Annotated in this window: 17 protein-coding genes and 5 tRNA genes; 2 read left to right on the top strand and 20 right to left on the bottom strand. The window is 36.5% G+C overall.

The genetic code is table 11. The annotated features are described in order from the left end of the window. The first annotated feature begins 69 nt into the window (after positions 1-69). The gene (locus HZC47_05165) at positions 70-1,314 is read left to right on the top strand and encodes a DUF308 domain-containing protein (protein MBI5680262.1); all 1,245 of its coding nucleotides are present in this window, start codon (positions 70-72) and stop codon (positions 1,312-1,314) included. 169 nt (positions 1,315-1,483) lie between these two features. On the opposite strand, the gene HZC47_05160 is transcribed toward HZC47_05165, so the two are convergent. After that, positions 1,484-1,885 (bottom strand): hypothetical protein, encoded by a 402-nt coding sequence (locus HZC47_05160; GenBank protein MBI5680261.1) that lies wholly within the window; start codon positions 1,883-1,885, stop codon positions 1,484-1,486. 322 nt (positions 1,886-2,207) lie between these two features. On the opposite strand from HZC47_05160, the gene HZC47_05155 reads away from it, so the two are divergent. Beyond that, complete coding sequence (locus tag HZC47_05155) at positions 2,208-2,828, top strand: hypothetical protein (protein MBI5680260.1); 621 nt, start codon at positions 2,208-2,210, stop codon at positions 2,826-2,828. Between the two features lie 69 nt (positions 2,829-2,897). Here the strand turns inward: HZC47_05155 and HZC47_05150 are convergent, their stop codons facing one another. From HZC47_05150 to HZC47_05060, 19 genes are all read right to left on the bottom strand, one after another. Then, entirely contained in the window at positions 2,898-3,365 is a 468-nt protein-coding gene (locus HZC47_05150) for a hypothetical protein (GenBank protein MBI5680259.1), read from the bottom strand. A gap of 52 nt (positions 3,366-3,417) precedes the next feature. After that, positions 3,418-4,020 (bottom strand): DUF2807 domain-containing protein, encoded by a 603-nt coding sequence (locus HZC47_05145; protein MBI5680258.1) that lies wholly within the window; start codon positions 4,018-4,020, stop codon positions 3,418-3,420. A 454-nt stretch (positions 4,021-4,474) separates the two neighbouring features. Next, positions 4,475-4,559 (bottom strand) — tRNA-Ser (locus tag HZC47_05140). A 133-nt stretch (positions 4,560-4,692) separates the two neighbouring features. Then, complete coding sequence (locus HZC47_05135) at positions 4,693-5,001, bottom strand: 30S ribosomal protein S10 (GenBank protein MBI5680257.1); 309 nt, start codon at positions 4,999-5,001, stop codon at positions 4,693-4,695. Between the two features lie 52 nt (positions 5,002-5,053). Beyond that, positions 5,054-6,295 carry a translation elongation factor EF-1 subunit alpha gene (tuf, locus tag HZC47_05130; GenBank protein ID MBI5680256.1) on the bottom strand — a complete coding sequence of 414 codons (1,242 nt, stop codon included), beginning with the start codon at positions 6,293-6,295 and terminating at the stop codon, positions 5,054-5,056. Positions 6,296-6,457: 162 nt separating this feature from the next. Continuing rightward, positions 6,458-8,650 carry an elongation factor EF-2 gene (locus tag HZC47_05125; protein MBI5680255.1) on the bottom strand — a complete coding sequence of 731 codons (2,193 nt, stop codon included), beginning with the start codon at positions 8,648-8,650 and terminating at the stop codon, positions 6,458-6,460. Between the two features lie 124 nt (positions 8,651-8,774). After that, positions 8,775-9,335: a 30S ribosomal protein S7 gene (locus HZC47_05120; GenBank protein ID MBI5680254.1), complete on the bottom strand. Its 561-nt coding sequence runs from the start codon at positions 9,333-9,335 to the stop codon at positions 8,775-8,777. A 65-nt stretch (positions 9,336-9,400) separates the two neighbouring features. Beyond that, positions 9,401-9,826, bottom strand: coding sequence for a 30S ribosomal protein S12 (locus HZC47_05115; protein MBI5680253.1), 426 nt, complete (start codon positions 9,824-9,826; stop codon positions 9,401-9,403). 85 nt (positions 9,827-9,911) lie between these two features. Further along, on the bottom strand, positions 9,912-10,343 hold the full coding sequence (locus tag HZC47_05110) for a NusA-like transcription termination signal-binding factor (GenBank protein ID MBI5680252.1): 432 nt from the start codon (positions 10,341-10,343) through the stop codon (positions 9,912-9,914). Between the two features lie 5 nt (positions 10,344-10,348). Then, positions 10,349-10,645: a 50S ribosomal protein L30e gene (locus HZC47_05105; GenBank protein ID MBI5680251.1), complete on the bottom strand. Its 297-nt coding sequence runs from the start codon at positions 10,643-10,645 to the stop codon at positions 10,349-10,351. A gap of 50 nt (positions 10,646-10,695) precedes the next feature. Then, positions 10,696-11,820: a DNA-directed RNA polymerase subunit A'' gene (rpoA2, locus tag HZC47_05100; GenBank protein ID MBI5680250.1), complete on the bottom strand. Its 1,125-nt coding sequence runs from the start codon at positions 11,818-11,820 to the stop codon at positions 10,696-10,698. A gap of 48 nt (positions 11,821-11,868) precedes the next feature. Then, complete coding sequence (locus tag HZC47_05095) at positions 11,869-14,481, bottom strand: DNA-directed RNA polymerase subunit A' (protein MBI5680249.1); 2,613 nt, start codon at positions 14,479-14,481, stop codon at positions 11,869-11,871. Between the two features lie 49 nt (positions 14,482-14,530). Next, positions 14,531-16,345 carry a DNA-directed RNA polymerase subunit B gene (gene rpoB, locus HZC47_05090; GenBank protein ID MBI5680248.1) on the bottom strand — a complete coding sequence of 605 codons (1,815 nt, stop codon included), beginning with the start codon at positions 16,343-16,345 and terminating at the stop codon, positions 14,531-14,533. Between the two features lie 12 nt (positions 16,346-16,357). Beyond that, a complete protein-coding gene (locus HZC47_05085; GenBank protein MBI5680247.1) occupies positions 16,358-17,851 on the bottom strand; it encodes a DNA-directed RNA polymerase subunit B'' in 1,494 nt (497 codons plus the stop codon). 23 nt (positions 17,852-17,874) lie between these two features. Beyond that, complete coding sequence (locus HZC47_05080; GenBank protein ID MBI5680246.1) at positions 17,875-18,111, bottom strand: DNA-directed RNA polymerase subunit H; 237 nt, start codon at positions 18,109-18,111, stop codon at positions 17,875-17,877. 218 nt (positions 18,112-18,329) lie between these two features. Next, positions 18,330-18,403: transfer RNA gene (locus tag HZC47_05075), tRNA-Lys, on the bottom strand. 9 nt (positions 18,404-18,412) lie between these two features. Then, positions 18,413-18,484, bottom strand: a tRNA-Asp gene (locus tag HZC47_05070). A gap of 119 nt (positions 18,485-18,603) precedes the next feature. Further along, positions 18,604-18,677 (bottom strand) — tRNA-Tyr (locus tag HZC47_05065). A 42-nt stretch (positions 18,678-18,719) separates the two neighbouring features. Further along, positions 18,720-18,794 (bottom strand) — tRNA-Pro (locus HZC47_05060). Position 18,795: the final 1 nt, after the last annotated feature.

The following is an 18,795-nucleotide window of genomic DNA, read 5'->3' as shown; positions in this document are numbered from 1 at the left end:
ATATCTATAGGATTAAATTGTTATATCCATAGGCATAATAAGGAGGATTATCAATTGGCATTAGATAATATGCAAAAACAAAAAACATTTTTTAAAATAACTGAAGAATCTGATCTTTCTATGGAAGTTGTTATTTTAATGGTTTTCGGAGTATTTATGCTTCTATTTGGCTTTCTTCTTTTTGAAATTCATACAGGAGCTTTGCCTTATACTCCCGACAGCACATACGGACTTTTCCTAGTAATTGTTTCATTTCAAATTATAACAATGGGTAAAACTCCCTTTGGAGATCTCCGTCGTTCATGGGCACTTATTATAATTGGGATATGCACAGCAATTCTTGGAATGGTCGCTTGTTTCATTCCAGGGTACCTTTCAGGAGTTGTCAAGACACTGGTTGGAATAATCCTTTTTACTGGGGGGATTACCCTTCTTTTGCAGTTATTTATCTCCAAAAAAAGGGCAAAAACCTGGATTAAAATTCCAGGTATCTTACAGCAATTAACCATTGCATGTGGAATTGTATATGTAATAACAATAATTTCAGGCCTGATAACACTTATTCCAAGTATTACAACAGATTCAATAACTGCAGTGATTCTTATTATTTATGGAATCAGTTTTTTCTATCTTTCATGGTGTATTCACAATGTTTCAAAGGCATATCCTACAGAAGAACCAGGAAATCTTACATTAAATAAATCAAAAGGGCTTTTAAGCCTTTTTAACGAGGCCACTCTCCCACTAGGGTCTGCAATACTATTAGTACTAGCAGTTCTCCTAATACTTCTAGGAATACTCCTATTTCCAGTGGCAAATGGTCTAATACCCTTTTCTCCAGATGGTCAGTTGGGACTGCTTTTGTTTATCTATGCCATTCAAATAATGGCTTTAGGAGAAACCCCTATTGGCCAATATAAACGTTCCAGATTAATGATAATAATTGGACTAGTATTTGCCACATTGGGAATTTTTTCATGTATAGTTCCTGGAATTTTAACCGGGATAATAAAAATACTCATTGGACTTTTAAGTATCATCGGAGGATTTATATTACTTATCAAAAGATTCCGGCCACAAACATATGAAACCAATGATTCTGAAGTAAAAAAAGTAAATATTCCCCCTATTGTAAAAAAACTAATAATTACTCAGACCTTAATGAATATTGTAGCAATTGTTTTTGGTTTTTCCGCCCTTGCTGGAGGTCTTCTTCCAGGCCAGGTTGTAGCTGGAATGCTAGTTATCTATGGACTAATACTTCTAGTATTAGTATTTATCCTTCAGAAGATGGATCAGATTGAAATGAGTTGAGAACTATCTATAGAAAGCCAAACTATAAAGACATTTAACTTACAAGGCGCAATTTTTACGCATTTTTCTATTAAAATAAAAATGAAGGCTTGAAATGGAGTTATAAACTTTTAATCAGAAGTTGTCCATTTATAAACATAAAAAAAATAAAAAAAAGAGATAATGGATATTAGATACCTGTGGCGACGGCAGTAGCCCCTCCCCATGGAGCAGAGGTACTTTGTGAAGCAAGTGTTTTTCCACCTTTAGTTATTGAAACGGTTAGAACCCCATTACCTCCATCTGTTTTACGGGCAGCAGCAGTTACAGATCCGGTTACACCATTTATAGCAGTTGTTTGATCCCCAGTACCTGCGAGTGAACGATATCCGAATGGACCACTTACATCAACCGCCCAACTACCAGAATAACTTACCACAATGTTAACATCACTAGAAGCTGAAGCATTTGAACTGGATACATTAGAACTCAACGATTTATTGCTGGAAGTAGTATTATTTGAAGTACATCCTGATAGCGCCACAACAAAACAAATAACCAAGACTATTAGACCTATTTGAAGTTTTTTCACTTTATCTCCTCCCTTAAATTTTTATCTACTATTATTTTTATTAAATAACATTACAGTGGAGGTTTTATAATTATTTTTCGGTATATTTGATTCGATCTTTTAGTTTAAAATAAAAATAAAATACAAAATTGAACTTATTCAACATTATTAGTTATGGGTGAATTAATAATTTGAATTCATTTAAATCTCTAAATTTATAGATTTTTAAGAAATTCAAGTATAGCATTGACAGTTTCATTTAATATACTAAATGAAGTGTAAAAAAAATAGGTTTCAAAACTATAAATGCATGGCCAAATGATAAAATAATTGGTGAATAAATTTGATCAAAAATAAAGCGATTGCAATTATATTATCAGTTTTAACATTCATATTAGGAAGCATTTTAATTACATGGATTATCTTTTATCTTGCTAAAATACCTATTTCTTCAATTTGGGAAGGTCAAAATCAGCTTTACGTATTTTCTGCAATTTTAGCGAGTGCAGTGCTTGCTTCTATGGTTTATGGTCGAGGTAGCAAAGAAAGAGCGTCCAATGTGGCAAAGTTGTTGAATGAAGAATTAGAAATAGAAATTAAAGGAGAGGATATCAGAGGATTATTAGATATGTTGGAGCGATTTCCCCCATTCGTTGTTAATTTGTACGTGTCTATGGATATAAATGCGGTAGGGGCTTTTGAAAGTCAAATGGAAGATTATAATACTCAACTGACTGATGAAAGCATTTTAAAATTAAGGAAAGCTAAGAGTCGAATGACTGATGATGACTTTTTAAAAATAAGGAAGATTATAGAAACACCTGTCCCTGAGCTTCAGAGTTTATTGTATAAGATCTATTTGGAAACTAAATTGGAGCAGTTTGAAATACTGGCAGACCCCAATGCAGAGCCATTCATCACACTTAACTTGAAAGAACTCAAACGGGTTCTATTTAAGGAGTAAAATTTCATTAAATGAACTTGTTCAGTTAAAATCAGTTAAAATTAAAATGAAATTTTAATTTTCAAATGTTTATAATGTCTTTAAATAATCTTCTAAATTTGTATGGGTAATGATTTCAAAAGAAACTGACCCTGGCGTTGATCTGCGGGTCATGAAATTATAGGCAAATGACTTGGAATATTTTTTAGCATAATCTGAGTTTTTCCATTGATATATGCCCTGAAAAAATCCATTTTTATAGTTAATGGTCCAGACTTTAGCCTGAAATCCGGGAAGTCCTACAAAAAAGGGTACTGGTATCCATGAAAAGCGAATATTATCCTGTACTTTCATATTCTCCAGTAAGAATTTGACTTTGAAGACTGCAGAATCATTAGGGTCATCTGTGTGATCTATTTTTACTTCACGGAATATGCTGAATTCCTGGCCATCTTCTGTGATTAAAATTTTACCAATTTTGTTTTTAGGAAAGTGAATTTTTCTAAAAATAATATTTTTTATGGTATTTAAAAATGAGTAGAGTGGATTGAAGGACATTTTTATCACTAGAATTGTGTCATAAACGTAAAAATGGAATGTTCTTATTATTCTATCCTTTTATTTCTTCTATTCTACCAACAGATGGATGATCTATCTGTTTTTTTAATTGAGGTTTACCAATATAATATATGGCCCCATTATGTTTAACAATAGCATTTAAAACATCTGAAACACGTACTGTTGCCATTCCATTATTTTCAACATTAACATTTGCAATCTTACTGATAAGATTAGTTCCATTATATTCATTATTTTGTTCTATGTTTATATTCTGCTCATTAACTTCACCAGAAATATCTATAGATTCACTTCCAGTGAATACAAGTTTATCAGCTTTTAAATTGACTAGATTAATACTCATACTATTAGTATAAATATTCAAATTTGTGACTTTAAGATTCTCTGCTTTCAACTCTCCGGGACCCGTATCATTTAATTGAATAGAGTTTAGATCTTTTACAGTAATATAATATGTAACTGGATGTGAAGAATGTAGATATAGTTTACCATCTTTTACTTCTGTTTTTACACTTGGTGTTGCATATGGTCCTGCTTCTACTTCCAGGGATTCTTTATCACTCTGATTTATATGGATATCAGTAGGTCCATCTCCACTTGCAATGATCTGGTTGAATCCACTAATATCTCTCATTTCACTGTCCTCTCCATAACCTGAATTTAGACAACCTGAAGTGGATATAACTAGAAAAAATACTATTAATATTAAATAATTTTTCATTATTATGCCTCTTTTATCTTAAAATTATAATTACAATTAATATAAAAATAATTTTATATAAAATAATTGGATTAATTCTTGAGATAAAATCAAAAAAAAAGTTTTTTATAACATATTTAAAATTTCAACACTATCAAAATTTATAATTTTGATTTATGAAATCATGAATTTTGCTTTCAGGAAATAAAGCATAAATATCTTCGATCCGTGCTTCGAAATCGAAGATTTCGAGAGTTTCATTCAAAATCAAAAATTTATTAAATGTTATTGGAACAAGGTTTCGAGAAACTATAAAATTGAAAGTTTTATGAGTGTTCTACAAAACTTTCAGTTTGGGAGGCGTCAAAAAAAATCGTAGATTTTTAAACGCCGGGACTGGGATTTGAACCCAGGTGGAGCGATGCTCCACGGGATCTCAAGTCCCGCGCCTTCCCTGGCTAGGCTATCCCGGCATATGTGGATTTTTACTTTTTGATCAACCTTTTTTCTAAAAAGGTTGGGCCGGCTATCCCGGCAAAAAAGAGTGTTTTAAGCTTAAAACTTAATTTAAGCTAATCAAAATGAATTTAAGCTATAAAAAAGGAACTAGCTTCTTAATTCTATTTCTATGCTTACATTATCAGGAACGTTTACTTTCATGACTTGTCTCATTGCCCTTTCATCGGCTTCGATTCCTACAAGTCTTTTGTGTATTCTCATTTCCCATTTTTCCCATGTAGCTTTTCCTTCTCCGTCTGGAGATTTTCTGGTTGGCACTACTAATTTTTTGGTGGGTAGTGGGATTGGTCCTGAAAGATCTACTCCTGTTCTTTCAGCGATTTTTTGTAGTTGGTCGCATACGAATTGGAGTTTTTCTGGGTCTGTTCCTGTAAGTTTGATTCTTGCTTTATGCATTTAATATTCCTCCATAAAAATAAAAAGGAAGAGTAGGAATATTCCTATACTTCTATTTTGCTGGTACTAAATCGATACACATTCCAGCAGCTACGGTTTGACCCATATCTCTTATAGCAAATCTACCCATGTGTGGAATGTCTTTGATTTTCTCGATTACCATTGGTTTTGTTGGTTTAACAACAACAAACGCAGCATCCCCTGTTTTGAGGAAGTCTGGGTTTTCTTCTTTTACTTGACCAGTTGCCGGGTCGAGTTTTTTCTGTAATTCCAGGAATGTACATGCTACTTGAGCAGTGTGACAGTGGAATACAGGTGTGTAACCTACGGTGATAACACCAGGGTGTTGTAATACAACAATCTGTGCTGTGAATTCTTTGGCAACACTCGGTGGTGTGCTTGTGTGTCCTGCAACGTCTCCTCTTCTGATATCGTTTTTACCGACACCTCTTACGTTGAATCCTACGTTGTCACCAGGTTCTGCTGAGTCGAGCATTTCGTGGTGCATTTCGATGGATTTAACTTCTCCGGTTGCTCCTGGAGGTTCGAATATGACAGTGTCACCTTTTTTCATGACACCAGTTTCTATTCTTCCTACTGGTACTGTTCCCACACCAGTAATAGAGTATACGTCCTGTACAGGTACTCTTAATGGTAATTTTGTTGGTTTTTCTGGTGCTTTGAATTCGTCAAGAGCAGTTACAAGTGAAGGACCTTTATACCAAGGGGTGTTTTCACTTGGTTTTGTGATGTTGTCTCCTTCAAATGCGGAAAGCGGTATGAAGTGTATATCATCTGGTTTGTATGCTACAGTCTTAATGAGTGCGCTTACTTCTTCTTTAAGTTCGTTGAACTTTGCTTCATCGTATTTTACAAGGTCCATTTTGTTTATACCAATGATTAATTGGTTAATACCTAATGTTCTTGCAAGGAACGCGTGTTCCTTTGTTTGTGGCATTACACCGTCGTCTATTGCCACTACTAATACAGCAGCGTCTGCTTGAGATGCTCCTGTAATCATGTTTTTAACGAAATCTCTGTGTCCTGGACAGTCCACAATTGTAAATTCGTATTTTGGAGAGTCGAATCTTGCGTGAGCAAGGTCGATTGTTACTCCTCTTTCTCTTTCTTCTGTCAATTTATCCATGACGAATCTGAACTTATTTTCACCGTCAGAGAGCTGTTGCTCTGCGATAGCTCCTGACTGGAGTAAAAGGTGTCCCACAAGTGTTGATTTACCGTGGTCTACGTGTCCGATAAACGCCAAGTTCATATGTTCTTTTGCTTTAGCCATTTAATTAACCTCCATTTAAATCATGTATTCGATTAGTTTGAGAATATCATTATTTTGAGATAGTACTTATTAAAATTTATGGTTTGGATTTCAATTATCCTCCTGTGGCATGCAAAAAAAATATTTTTTTTTGAAAACCAAAAAGGAGAATATGGATTTATTTTATCCAATGTAATGGTCTGGTCCGTATGGTTCTGGACTTAGTCCTTTTCTATCTCTTATCTGCCTTACAATTTGTTTTTGAAGTTCTGTAGGTAATCTTTCGAATCCTGCGTTTTCTGTTGACCATAAACATCTGCCTTCTGTAGCAGATCTTATGTCTCCTGCAAATCCGAACATTTCTGCAACAGGTACTTTTGATTCAAGGGTCATCATGTCCCCTTCTTGTTGCATGTCCACAATTTGGCCTCTTCTGTTTTGTACTTCTCTTGTTGCTGAACCCATGTAGTCTTGGGGTGTGTTGATGAATACTTTTTGTTTAGGTTCAAGTAGTGTTGGGTTTGCCATCATGATGGATCCGTATACTGCTTTTCTTATTGCAGGTAGAACTTGTGCTGGTCCTCTGTGCACGGCATCTTCGTGAATCTTTGCATCCATGAGCTTTATTTTTATACCCATGACCTTTTCTCTTGCGATTGGACCATCATCTAATGCACTTTCGAAACCTTCAAGTAGAAGTTCTTTAATTTCATCCAGGTACTGTATACCACGGGTCATGTTTATGAATAAACTTCGCCCGTATACATCCCAAACTTTTCTTGCTTCTTCTTTAGGAAGACCGTATTCCATGAATGTTGCTATATCTTCTTTTCCTTTTACTTTACCTTCTTTAATCTTTTTATCTTGTAGCGCATGGAACATTTCATCGTTTAATGGTTCAATTTCAATGTAGAATCTGTTGTGCTTATTAGGTGATTTACCTTCCACTGGTCCAGCTGTACCGGCAATGGTTTCTCTGTAAACAACAATAGGTGGTGATGTCTCTATTTCCACACCTTTTTCATCAATTCTGTAAGTGATAATTTCTAAGTGAAGTTCACCCATACCTGCTATGAGGTGCTCACCAGTTTCTTCGTTAATTTCAATTCGTACTGTTGGGTCTTCTTTTCCGACCTGTCTTAAAACTTCTATAAGTTTTGGAAGATCTTTAGTGTTTTTAGCTTCAACAGCAACTGTAACTACTGGCTCGGATATGTGTTCCAATCCTTCGAAAGCTTTGATTTTTCTTCCAGGTTCGGAAATTGTTTCCCCTGCAACAGCGTTTCTTGCACCGGTTATTGCTACAATGTTTCCTGCTGGAACCTTATCTGTGTTGATCCTTTCTGGACCGAAGTATACTCCAACCTGCTGGGTCCTGGCTTTACCATGTGAACCTACGAAGTAGATTTCAGTACCTTTTTCTATTGTTCCACCGTATACACGACCAGTTGCAATTTCACCAGCGTGTTTATCTATACTGATGTTTGTAACCATTACCGCTAGCGGTGAATCTGGACTTGTATTGACCATACCTTGCCCTTCTTCACTTTCGATATCTCCATTCCAGATTGCTGGAACTCTGTATCTTTGTGACACGTCAGGGCTTGGTAAGTGTTCTATAACCATATCAAGTAAAACTTCAGTAATTGGTGCTTTTTGAGCTAATTCTTTCTGATTTTCCTCTTTACAGTATTCATAAATATTTTTGAAGGTTATACCTGTTTGCTGCATAATTGGAACGTTTATAGCCCAATTGTGGTATGCAGAACCGAATGCAACACTTCCATCTTCTACCTTGGCTAGCCAGTCAGCTTTAAGTTCTTCTGGAGCCATTGATCTTATAATTTTGTTTGCAGAAGCGATGATTTTTATAAATCTCTGTTGTAGTTCAGCATCATCTAATTTTAACTCATTTATCAGACGATCAACCTTGTTAATGAACAATACTGGTTTTACGTTCTCTTTTAGAGCTTGTCTTAGTACAGTTTCTGTTTGGGGCATGATTCCTTCAACAGCACAGATTACAACTACTGCGCCGTCTACTGCCCTCATTGCACGTGTTACGTCTCCACCAAAGTCAACGTGACCTGGTGTATCGATGAGGTTAATTAGATATTCGTCTTCTTTGAATTTGTGCACCATGGACACGTTTGCAGCGTCAATGGTAATTCCCCTTGCTTGTTCTTGCTCGTCAAAATCAAGGAATCTTTGATCTCCTGCAAGCTCAGCCGATATCATTCCTGCACCGGCAAGTAAATTATCTGAGAGTGTAGTTTTCCCGTGATCGATGTGGGCTACGATCCCTATATTTCTTATGTTTTCAGGTTGGTACATCAATTCTTTAATCTTATCAATCATTTTAGTCCGTCTACTCACTATAATCACCTGGTAATTATAAAATAGTTAAAAGCAGATATTTAAAGGCATTTAGATGGTTAATCTATATGTAATTTGCATAATTAATGGTTGATATGCCTTATCTGCTTAATTGAATTTAAATTTAGTGTGCAGATCTTGCAATTCTTTCTTTTTCGTCTTTCTTTCCAATTGCAAAACTTCTTGTGTCATATTCGGCTGCAAGTAACAATTCATCAGCTAAACATTCTGCTGCAGATCGTTTCCTTTTAAATGAGGACTGTATGGCGCCTCTTGTTATAAATCCGAGTGCTAAATCTACTCTTCTTTGAGGAGCAATATCTACTGCAACCTGGTATCCTATACCACCGTATTTTACCCTTGTAATTTCTTCCCTTGGTGAAGCATTTTCAACTGCTTTAACCAATATTTGGACAGGGTTTTCTTTTGATCTCTTATTTATGACTTCAAGAGAGTCTTTTACGATGTTATAAGCTTTATTTTTCTTACCGGAGTTTATATGTGTCCTCATGATTTTATTCATCAGTCTTTCCACTATTGAAACTCTTGATTTGGCGAACTGTCTCTTGACATGTCTTCCTAAGGTGTGTGGAACTAATATTTCGTCTAAGCAAATATAATTTACAAGACCCAAGTCCTCTACTTTCACCTCTTCTAAATCCCATTTATCAAAAACCTTACTCATCAAATTACCTCACTGGTTTTCCTAATTTTTTTTTACTAGTTGTTATTATAAAGAGTTCAGTTAGTTTATCTAACTGGCTTTTCTATTTTACCTTTAACCATTTCTTCTAAGGACACGTTATTTACTTTGGTAACTTTCCATCTTACTCCAGGGATATCTCCCATAGATCTTCCGGATGGTCCTCCAATACCTTCAATCATTACTTCATCGTGCTCATCAATAAATCCGATAGCACCATCTCCAGGAGCAAATGCTGTTAATTGCTTCCCGTTTTTTATGAGTTGAACTCTAACGCATTTTCTTATAGCAGAGTTAGGTTGTTTTGCTTCAATTCCCACTTTTTCAATTACAATTCCTCTTGCTTGAGGTGCGCCTTCCAATGGGTCCGCTTTAACATCTAACCTTAATGCTTTCCTTTTATATTCTGTATCCTTCCATCTGAAGTTCTGTCTATTCTTTTTAAGTTTCTTTGCTGCAAAAAGTCCTGGCAATCGTGATTTCTCCTTAATACATCCTTAATTATTGTTATCAAAATAACGAATTAATTTGATCATAATCTAAAATTTATTATCTGAATTATTTTATCACAATGTTATTTATATTGTGCTGTCTTTTTGCTAAAAGTCTAGCTCTTTCTATGTTTTTACCGCCTTTTCCAATAGCAGTCCTTTTATTTCTAGGATCTGTCTCTATTGTAGCGATTTTTTCCCCATTTTCTTTTTGAAGTATTCTGATACTTCTAATTTTAGCAGGGGCCATTAAATTACTTATAAATTCTACAGGGTCTTCTGAGTGTTCTATGACTTCCACACCTTTATCAACTGTTTTTTGGACTTTAGTAACTGTACTTCCTCTTTTTCCAATTGCAAGTCCCATATCTCCTTTTTTTACAAGGAATGTTAGTTTACCGACTTCGTCATCAACAATACAGTCTTTGACCATTGCGCCAGTCATGCTCTCAAATAAAGCTATATATCTTATTTCGTTTGTTGAAAATTTTATAGTCACAGAAATTACCCCATAGCTTCTAATATTGTAGAATCTCCTTGATCCTTTATTATAAGTGTAGCTACTGTAAATGGTTTACCGCATACAGATCCAAGCTCTACACTTGTTCCTTCATATGTGTAAACAGGAATGTCTGATAATTTTGAGTAGTACATTACATCTTCCCTTACTTCTTCAGGGCAATTATCTGCAATGATCACCAGTTTTCCTTTACCTAACTTTAAAGCCTGAACAGACTTGTCCGATCCTAATGTGACGGTTCCTGTGTCTACAGCAACCCTAATTCCTCTATCTATGTCCATGTGCTGCCTCCTATTGTATCGTTGTGGTAAGTTTGGATAAGTCTCACCTATTATTTTCTTTCTTTCATAATGACGCCAACAGAACCTGTTCCAAGTGGTATTGGCTGTCCAATTATAATATTTTCAATTATTCCAGTGAGATGATCTATTTCTCCTCTTATGCTGGCTCTTAAGAGGTGTTTTCCAGTTTCTTCAAAAGAAGCTCTTGCCAGTACACTTGCTTTCTCACCGCTTATACCGTGTCTTCCTATGGATTTTACAGAACCATCTGCAGTCATCATATCTGCAACGAGCATTATATGCCTTACATCCACTGTAAGTCCTTGTTCTTCCATTGTACTCTGTGCTTCTCTTATTACTGCGTTTCTGGCTGCTTCTATTCCCAGAACTTTCTCTATTTCGTGAATGTCGTTTGTAGTGGTTCTAACTTTATCAATACCTTCCATTTTTAAAACGGACCCAAGATTTGAACCTTCAGTATGTATAACCCATTCAAGGCCTTCCTTACTTATAACTACCTTTCCTATGTTCTTTACACCACTGATTTGAAGGTCACGAACCTTATCAGATAAAAGTCTTAATTCTCTTATACTTGGTGCTGGGGGTTCAAAACTTAGTATATTGTTATCTATTTGAACTCTTTTAAAAGCTTTTTCTATTCGCTTTATAATGTCATCAAGATCAAGTCTTTTGTCTTCAATCTTCTCAATATTAAGTTCCACTACGATATTCATATCTGCATAGTTAGTATTGAAACTCTTTAAAATATCACTCATATTACTTTTACCAATCTGGTTAGCAATTCTTCTTACAAATTCCTCATCAGCCATATATTCCTCTTCAAAGTATATGGCCATGGTTGGAGTTGATATTTTCTTTCTGGCATCCACAATTTCAATCAGTCTTGGAAGACCGAGGGTAACGTTTAATTCAGCTACCCCTGCATAGTGAAATGTTCTCATTGTCATCTGGGTACCTGGTTCCCCTACAGATTGAGCTGCTACAGTACCTACAGCTTCACCATCTTCTACTGTGGCTCTTTCATACGCTTTTTTAATTCTTACAATTAATTCAGTCAATTCTGCATCAGTCAGTTCATGTCTCTGGCTGGCATCTGCAATTTCCTCGATTAAGCTTTCAGGAAAGTCAGCTTTTTTCTTCTTTAAAATTTTCATGACACGTTTTAATTCTGGCACAAAACCACCATTATCCCTTTAATTATCCTATTTAGTTGATTTAATCCTTATTTCTTCAATTACTCTGTCGATATCTGCTACTTTCCCGTAATCACTTTTTGCAGGGTCTACTTTATCTTCGCCGTACATGGTCTGGATTATAACGCCTCTGTTATCCCTTACAGTTCCGTCAGGTTTGACACTTAAATCTTGAAGTGCGTTTACAAGTCTACGTTGCATGTAACCACTTTGCGCTGTCCTTATCGCTGTATCTACAAGACCTTCTCTACCACCCATAGCATGGAAAAAGAATTCAAGTGGATCAAGCCCTGTTTTGTAACTTGAATGCACAAATCCACGTGCTTTTGCACCTAATTCTCTCCGTTTAAAGTGTGGAAGGGTTCTTTCACTGTAACCTCTTTCAATTCTTCCACCACGAACAGATTGTTGGCCTACACAAGCTGCAATCTGAGTTAAGTTAAGCATTGAACCTCTTGCACCTGTAAGTGCCATTATAACTGCGTGGTTTTCATTAATATCAAAGTAACTTTCGGCTATTACTCCTGATTTGTCCCTTGCTTCCCCTAATTCCTGCATTATTTTCATTTCAAGAGTTTCTTCTAAACTTCTTCCAGGGAGGGCTTCAAGTTCTTCATTTTCGTAGGCAGCAATGAGCAGTTCAACTCTTTCTTCTGCACGAGATAAGAGTTCTTCTATTCTTTCTTTAGCTTCCTGAGGAATTTCCTCATCATCAGTACTGGTGGTAAATCCTTTTTTCATTATTCCTGAAATGGAAAGCTTAGTTACAGAATCTAAAAAGTCTCTGGCCCTATCAGTACCATATTCTTTTACTATAGAATCAAGAATCTTTCCAGAAAATGATCCAAATGCTTTATCGTCAATTACACCAGTTTTTAGCTGGCCGTCTTCAATTATGACGTATGCATCGTTTTTACACTCGTTTTTAAGGCATTCATCACAGTTCCTGCAGATTTCTGCTTTATAAACCATGTTAAGGTCTTCTGGAAGTAATAAACTGAATATTTCTTTTCCAGTCCATGGTTTGCCTCTTGGTTCTGGTAATGGCATTTTAGCCCTTTTTACCATCTGGAATACTTCATCTTCTTCAAATATACTGCTTTGCCTTGTTAAAAGGTAAGCTCCAGATATATGATCGTGTATTCCTCCAGTAATAGGTCCTCCGAACCTTGGAGATAAAATATGTTCTTGAACTCTCATTAATGATTTAGCTTCAGCACGTGATTCTTCTGTCTGGAAGATGTGCATGTTCATTTCGTCCCCATCAAAATCTGCATTGTAAGGCGGACATACACAAAGGTTAAGTCTGAATGTTTTATATGGTAAAACTCGAACTTCGTGAGCCATCATGGACATTCTGTGCAAGGAGGGTTGCCTGTTGAATAGTACAACATCTCCATTTATTAAATGTCTTTCAACTCTAAAACCAACCTCTAATTTTTCAATTATGGCTTCTTTGGTTTCTTCGTATACTCTTACCTTCCTTCCATCAGGTCTTTCCACGTAATTCGCTCCAGGATGGACATTTGGGCCGTTCATAATGTATTCTTTCATTGCATCCATGTTCCAAGGAGTCACATATATAGGCACGGTGACTTCTTTTGCAATCATTTCAGGAACACCGACTTCATTAATACTTATGTTAGGATCTGGAGATATAACTGTCCTTGCGGAGAAGTTTACCCTTTTACCAGATAAATTACTTCTGAAACGTCCTTCTTTACCTTTTAATCGTTGTGCAAGAGTTTTAAGTGGTCTTCCTGACCTATGTCTTGCAGGAGGTACACCTGATGCTTCATTATCAAAATAAGTTGTAACGTGGTACTGTAAAAGCTCCCATAAATCTTCTACAATAAGTTGTGGAGCTCCAGCTTCCATGTTTTCCTTTAATCGTTGATTAATCCTTAATATGTCCACGAGTTTGTGAGTTAAATCGTCTTCTGATCTTTCACCGGTTTCAAGTGTGATTGATGGCCTTACAGTAACTGGTGGAACTGGTAAAACAGTTAAAACCATCCATTCTGGTTTTGCAACCTTTGGATTCACTCCAAGTAGCATATGATCCTCTTCAGGAATCTTTTCGAGTCTTTCACGCACTTCACTTGGAGTTAACTTGTAGTTTCCCTCTACAATAGATACAGGTTTGTCTATTTTAACATCTTCCTGTTCCTCTTCACAATGAGGGCATTTATCCCGTCTAGCAACTGTATAAATCTCTTTTATAATATTTGTCAGGCTTTCTTCGTTTTTGTTCAAGGTTTGGAACTTGTCTTTGTAGTTAACGATTTCAGTTTCAGTTAATAGGACTCTTCCACATTCTTTACAAGTTGATCTTAAGATCTTATGAATCGTGTCTGCGAAACCAACATGGATTACTGGTCTTGCTATGTTAATATGACCAAAGTGTCCCTGACAATCCCCACCTTTTGATCCACATGACCTACATTTAAGTCCAGGATCAATAACTCCGAGTCTTGGATCCATAAGCCCTGCTTCTATTGGATACCCGTCCTCATCGTATGTGTCAGGAGTTACAATCTTGGTAACGGACATTTTCCTTATGTCTTCTGGAGACATCAAGCCAAAATTAATCTGGGCGATTTTCTTTAAAATTCCTTTCAAAATATTCACTCCTTGCTTATTTTACCCATTAATAATTTAATTTGCTTAATCATGCTTTATCCTCAAGTACAAGTCTTGGGAAGATACAAAGACTCTTAAGCTCGTCTAATAGAAGTTTAAATGCATATGAAATCTCTACTGGGAATGAATCTGAGTCCCCGCATATTGGGCAATATTTCTTTCCTCTGATTCTATCATAAACCCCAATCATACCACAATCTGCACATACAATAGCTTCGTATTTATCTGATTCATCAAGAAGCCTTTCTTTAAGTGCTAATGCAGCACCGTGAGCAATGAGACAGTCTCTTTCCATTTCTCCAAATCTTAGACCACCTTCTCTTGCTCTTCCTTCTGTTGGTTGTCTTGTTAATACTTGTACTGGTCCTCTTGACCTTGCGTATACTTTATCGGATGTCATGTGGTGTAATTTCTGGTAGAAAGCAACTCCTACGAATATTTCTGCTTCTATTCTTTCACCGGTGATTCCGTTGTATAATGTTTCACGTCCAGCAGTTTCAAATCCGTTTTCTCTAAGAAGATCTTTAATTAATTCTTCACCGTCTGCCCCTGTAAATGGAGTTCCGTCCATTCTTCTTCCTTCCATTGCACCTGCTTTTCCTGCAAGCATCTCAATTACCTGACCAACAGACATCCTTGAGGGGATAGCGTGTGGATTTACAATTAAATCTGGAACTATTCCTTCTGATGTAAATGGTACGTTTTCCTGTGAAACTATTAAACCAACAACACCTTTTTGACCGTGTCTTGATGCAAATTTATCTCCGAATTCTGGCTGTCTTTGGTCACGAACTCGTATTTTTGTAAGTTTACTTCCTTCAACAGTTTCTGTGACCAGCACTGCGTCAATAGTACCTTTTTCACCGTGTCTTACAGTAATGGATGTTTCACGTCTTCGCTCTGCAGGTGTTCCAAATTCGTCTATTTCTTCAAGGAACCTTGGAGGGGAAGTTTTACCTATTAAAACATCACCTGATTTAACTTCGACTTCAGGGTTTATTATGCCGTCTTCGTCAAGATGTCTGTAAACTTCATCTGAACGGTATCCTCTAACGGTTTTTTCAGGTAATTCGAATTTATCTTCCTGTCCACCAGGATATCTTCTCTCTGAAGCTTCGTATGATCTAAAAAATGATGATCTTGAAAGTCCTCTTTCAATAGATGCCTTGTTAAGTATCAATGCATCTTCCATGTTGTATCCTTCATAGGACATAACTGCAACCACAAAATTTTGGCCTGATGGTCGTGCATCGTAATTAGTTGCATCTATTGATTTTGTTTTAACCATTGGTAACTGTGGATGGTGTAAAAGGTGAGCTCTGGTATCAGTTCTTAAAGCGTAGTTTGAAACGTAAAGACCTAATGCCTGTTTTGTCATCCCTGCTTCCATCGTGTTTCTAGGAGATGAGTTGTGATTAGCATAAGGAATGATACCTGCACATATTCCCAGCATTGTAGAAGGGTCAATTTCAAGATGAGTGTGGTCCTCGGTTAATTGCTCCTCAAACATGGCAATATATGTGTTTTCTTCCTCTTCAGCATCTAAATATTCAATTATTCCCTGATTTATTAGGTCATTCCAGTCTAAATCTCCTGATTTTAGGCCTGCAATGATCTCATCTTTAACCATTGATTCGCCGTCTTTAACAACAATAAGAGGTCTTCTTGTCCTTCCAGGGTCGTTGAAAATAAATATTTCATCTGTTTCTTGGTAATGGGTGATGTTCATTTCATGAGAGATTTCACCACTTCTTCTTTTTTCTCTCATTTCCTCTACAAAACTTTCTGGATCGTCACAAGCTCCTGTGAGCTTACCATTAATGTAAATTTTGGACTTTTTCACGCTTTAACCCCTCTATTTGGAACTTAGAACTCCCATTTTCTTAATTACATTTTCAATTTCATCTGGATTGGAACCTTCAGATATTTTTGCAAGAAGCGCGAGATTTTTCACAAGCCCACAATTTGGCCCCTCAGGCGTTTCATTTGGACATATCTTTCCAAATTGCGTTGGATGCAAATCACGAGCTTCAAAGTGAGGTTGGCTCCTGCTTAAAGGTGATACAACTCTTTTAAGGTGAGACAATGTTCCCATGTAACTTGTTCTGTCAAGCAATTGGCTTACACCTGCTCTTCCACCAACCCAGTTCCCAGTGGCAATAGCATGCTTAATGTTTTCTGTTAAAACGTCAGATCTTACTGCCTGTTTCACAGAAGGTTCTTTTCCACGAGCTAAGCTTCTTTCAAGTTGGTATGTCATATCTCTGGTTAGGCTGGTAAATGCAACCCTAAATAAATCCTCCATTAGATCGCCAGATACTCGCAGCCGTTTGTTAGCGTAATGATCTTTATCGTGGGGTTCACGTGTTTCAAAAATAACTTGAAGCAACATCTCGGTCATTTCAGCGAGATATGTTGATTTTTCGTCCCTGTTTTCAGAGTCCACGCCGATATGTGGTAATAAATATCTATCTATTACATCTTCAGCTCTTTTAATCCTGTATTCTTCAGTCATGCCCTTAGCGACTCGGTTACCAATATATTTAACCGCGTCATATCTTGTCATCACTTCTGAAGTTTGAATATCATCTATAAGAAGGAACTGTATGTCGCCTTCATCTGAAACGCTTTTTACTAATTCTTCATCAGTTTCAAGTCCCAGTGCTCGCAGCAAAACAACAAGTGGTATTTCTCCTGGAACATAGGGGAATGATATTCTAAGGAATACTCCTTTTTTCCTTGGCTTTCTATATTCAAGAGTTATTCGAGCTCTAAAACCGCTTTTAATTGAAGTAACAATGGCTCTTGCTCGTCTATCTTCTTTTTCACCAATTCGCTCAAGTATAATTTTATTTGGAGCTATTTCTTCCATTGTAACGATTGCCCTTTCTGAGCCGTTTACAATAAAATATCCTCCAGGATCTTGTGGATCTTCTCCTTTTTCATCTAATTCTTTTTCATTTAATCCATTCAAGTGACATATGCTTGATTTCAGCATTACTGGCAATTCACCAATATATACATCTTCCATTTCTGGTTCAGGTTCTCCTTCTCTTACAAGGGCCATTTCCAGATACATATGCGCAGAATATGTTAAATTTCTTAGTCTTGCTTCGGTTGGAAATATCTCACTTTTTGATCCGTCAGCTTCTTTAATAAATGGTTTTTTTATGGTTAACTTGCCTGTTTTTACTCTGTATTCGCCTTGTTCAAGCACAATTTCGTCGGTTATATCAATTATGTCCTGTATTCGATGGTCTACAAAGTCGTTATAGGATTTTATGTGATGGTCTACCAAATTGTACTGATCAAAAAATGCATCAACCAGTCCCCATGCATTTTTCCCCATTAAACTCCTCCAAAAATAAATTATTATTCTAATACTAGTCGATAAGTAACAAACTTCCCGGCAGTATGGCTTTTTCGTGTTATTTTTAAAATATCCCCTGCTTTAGCTTCAATTGATTTACAAACAGGATCATCCTGTTTTATCTTGGGAAGCTGTTCAGGATGGATATCTAACTTTTTTATTACTTTTTTAATTTCAGATTTTGACAAAATAGCATGTTCTGGAACTAATCTGTGTTTTAAGATATCTTTCTTCACAATTTATCCTCCAGTTAAAAATTGCAAATCCCTCGAAAACTTCGTTTTCGGGGTCACGAAACATAGTTTCGTAAGGCCTTCAAAACCATTGGTTTTGGGCACAAAAATCTTTGATTTTTGTATGTTTTGATTTGCAAGCTTGCAACGAAAGCATTTGAAAATCTACGATTTTCGATGCACCGAAAATTTCCAATTTTCGAGTGTTGCATAAGAATCAAGAACGGGCCCGACGGGAATTGAACCCGCGGCCACTTGGTTAAAAGCCAAGCGCTCTGCCAGACTGAGCTACGGGCCCCAAATACAACGCCCTGGCCGGGATTTGAACCCGAGTCGTGGGCTCGACAGGCCCACATGATAGCCCCTACACCACCAGGGCAGCTCTTAAGAATGAGAGTATAATAAGGTATACGCATACCTACTTAAATACTTTTCTATTTCTTTCTGGAATACAATCTAATGTCATTTATTTTCTGGAGTATTTTATAATGATCAAAATCCCGCCTGCCGGACTTGAACCAGCAACCCTCGGATCTACAGTCCGATGCTCTGCCAAATTGAGCTAAGGCGGGGATGTGAATATATTTCTAACTCCTATTTACCTTAATGTAAAATGGGACCACCCGGATTTGAACCGGAGTCTCAGGCTCCCAAAGCCCAAAGGATCGACCAAGCTACCCTATGGTCCCA

Origin of the sequence: Methanobacterium sp., assembly GCA_016222945.1 — an archaeon.
In the GTDB taxonomy this organism is placed as follows: Archaea; Methanobacteriota; Methanobacteria; order Methanobacteriales; family Methanobacteriaceae; genus Methanobacterium_D.
Note: the sequence above shows the minus strand (reverse complement) of the source record. Positions and strands in the feature narration are given on the sequence as shown.

What these genes read in the sequence shown, in the direction of transcription:
- HZC47_05165 (MBI5680262.1), top strand. Translation starts at nt 70, where the DNA reads ATGCAAAAACAAAAAACATTTTTTAAAATAACTGAAGAATCTGATCTT.
- HZC47_05085 (MBI5680247.1), bottom strand. Translation starts at nt 17,851, where the DNA reads ATGGGGAAAAATGCATGGGGACTGGTTGATGCATTTTTTGATCAGTAC.
- HZC47_05120 (MBI5680254.1), bottom strand. Translation starts at nt 9,335, where the DNA reads ATGAGTAAGGTTTTTGATAAATGGGATTTAGAAGAGGTGAAAGTAGAG.
- tuf (MBI5680256.1), bottom strand. Translation starts at nt 6,295, where the DNA reads ATGGCTAAAGCAAAAGAACATATGAACTTGGCGTTTATCGGACACGTA.
- HZC47_05145 (MBI5680258.1), bottom strand. Translation starts at nt 4,020, where the DNA reads ATGAGAGATATTAGTGGATTCAACCAGATCATTGCAAGTGGAGATGGA.
- rpoA2 (MBI5680250.1), bottom strand. Translation starts at nt 11,820, where the DNA reads ATGAAAATTTTAAAGAAGAAAAAAGCTGACTTTCCTGAAAGCTTAATC.
- HZC47_05150 (MBI5680259.1), bottom strand. Translation starts at nt 3,365, where the DNA reads ATGTCCTTCAATCCACTCTACTCATTTTTAAATACCATAAAAAATATT.
- HZC47_05135 (MBI5680257.1), bottom strand. Translation starts at nt 5,001, where the DNA reads ATGCATAAAGCAAGAATCAAACTTACAGGAACAGACCCAGAAAAACTC.
- HZC47_05105 (MBI5680251.1), bottom strand. Translation starts at nt 10,645, where the DNA reads ATGGACATAGATAGAGGAATTAGGGTTGCTGTAGACACAGGAACCGTC.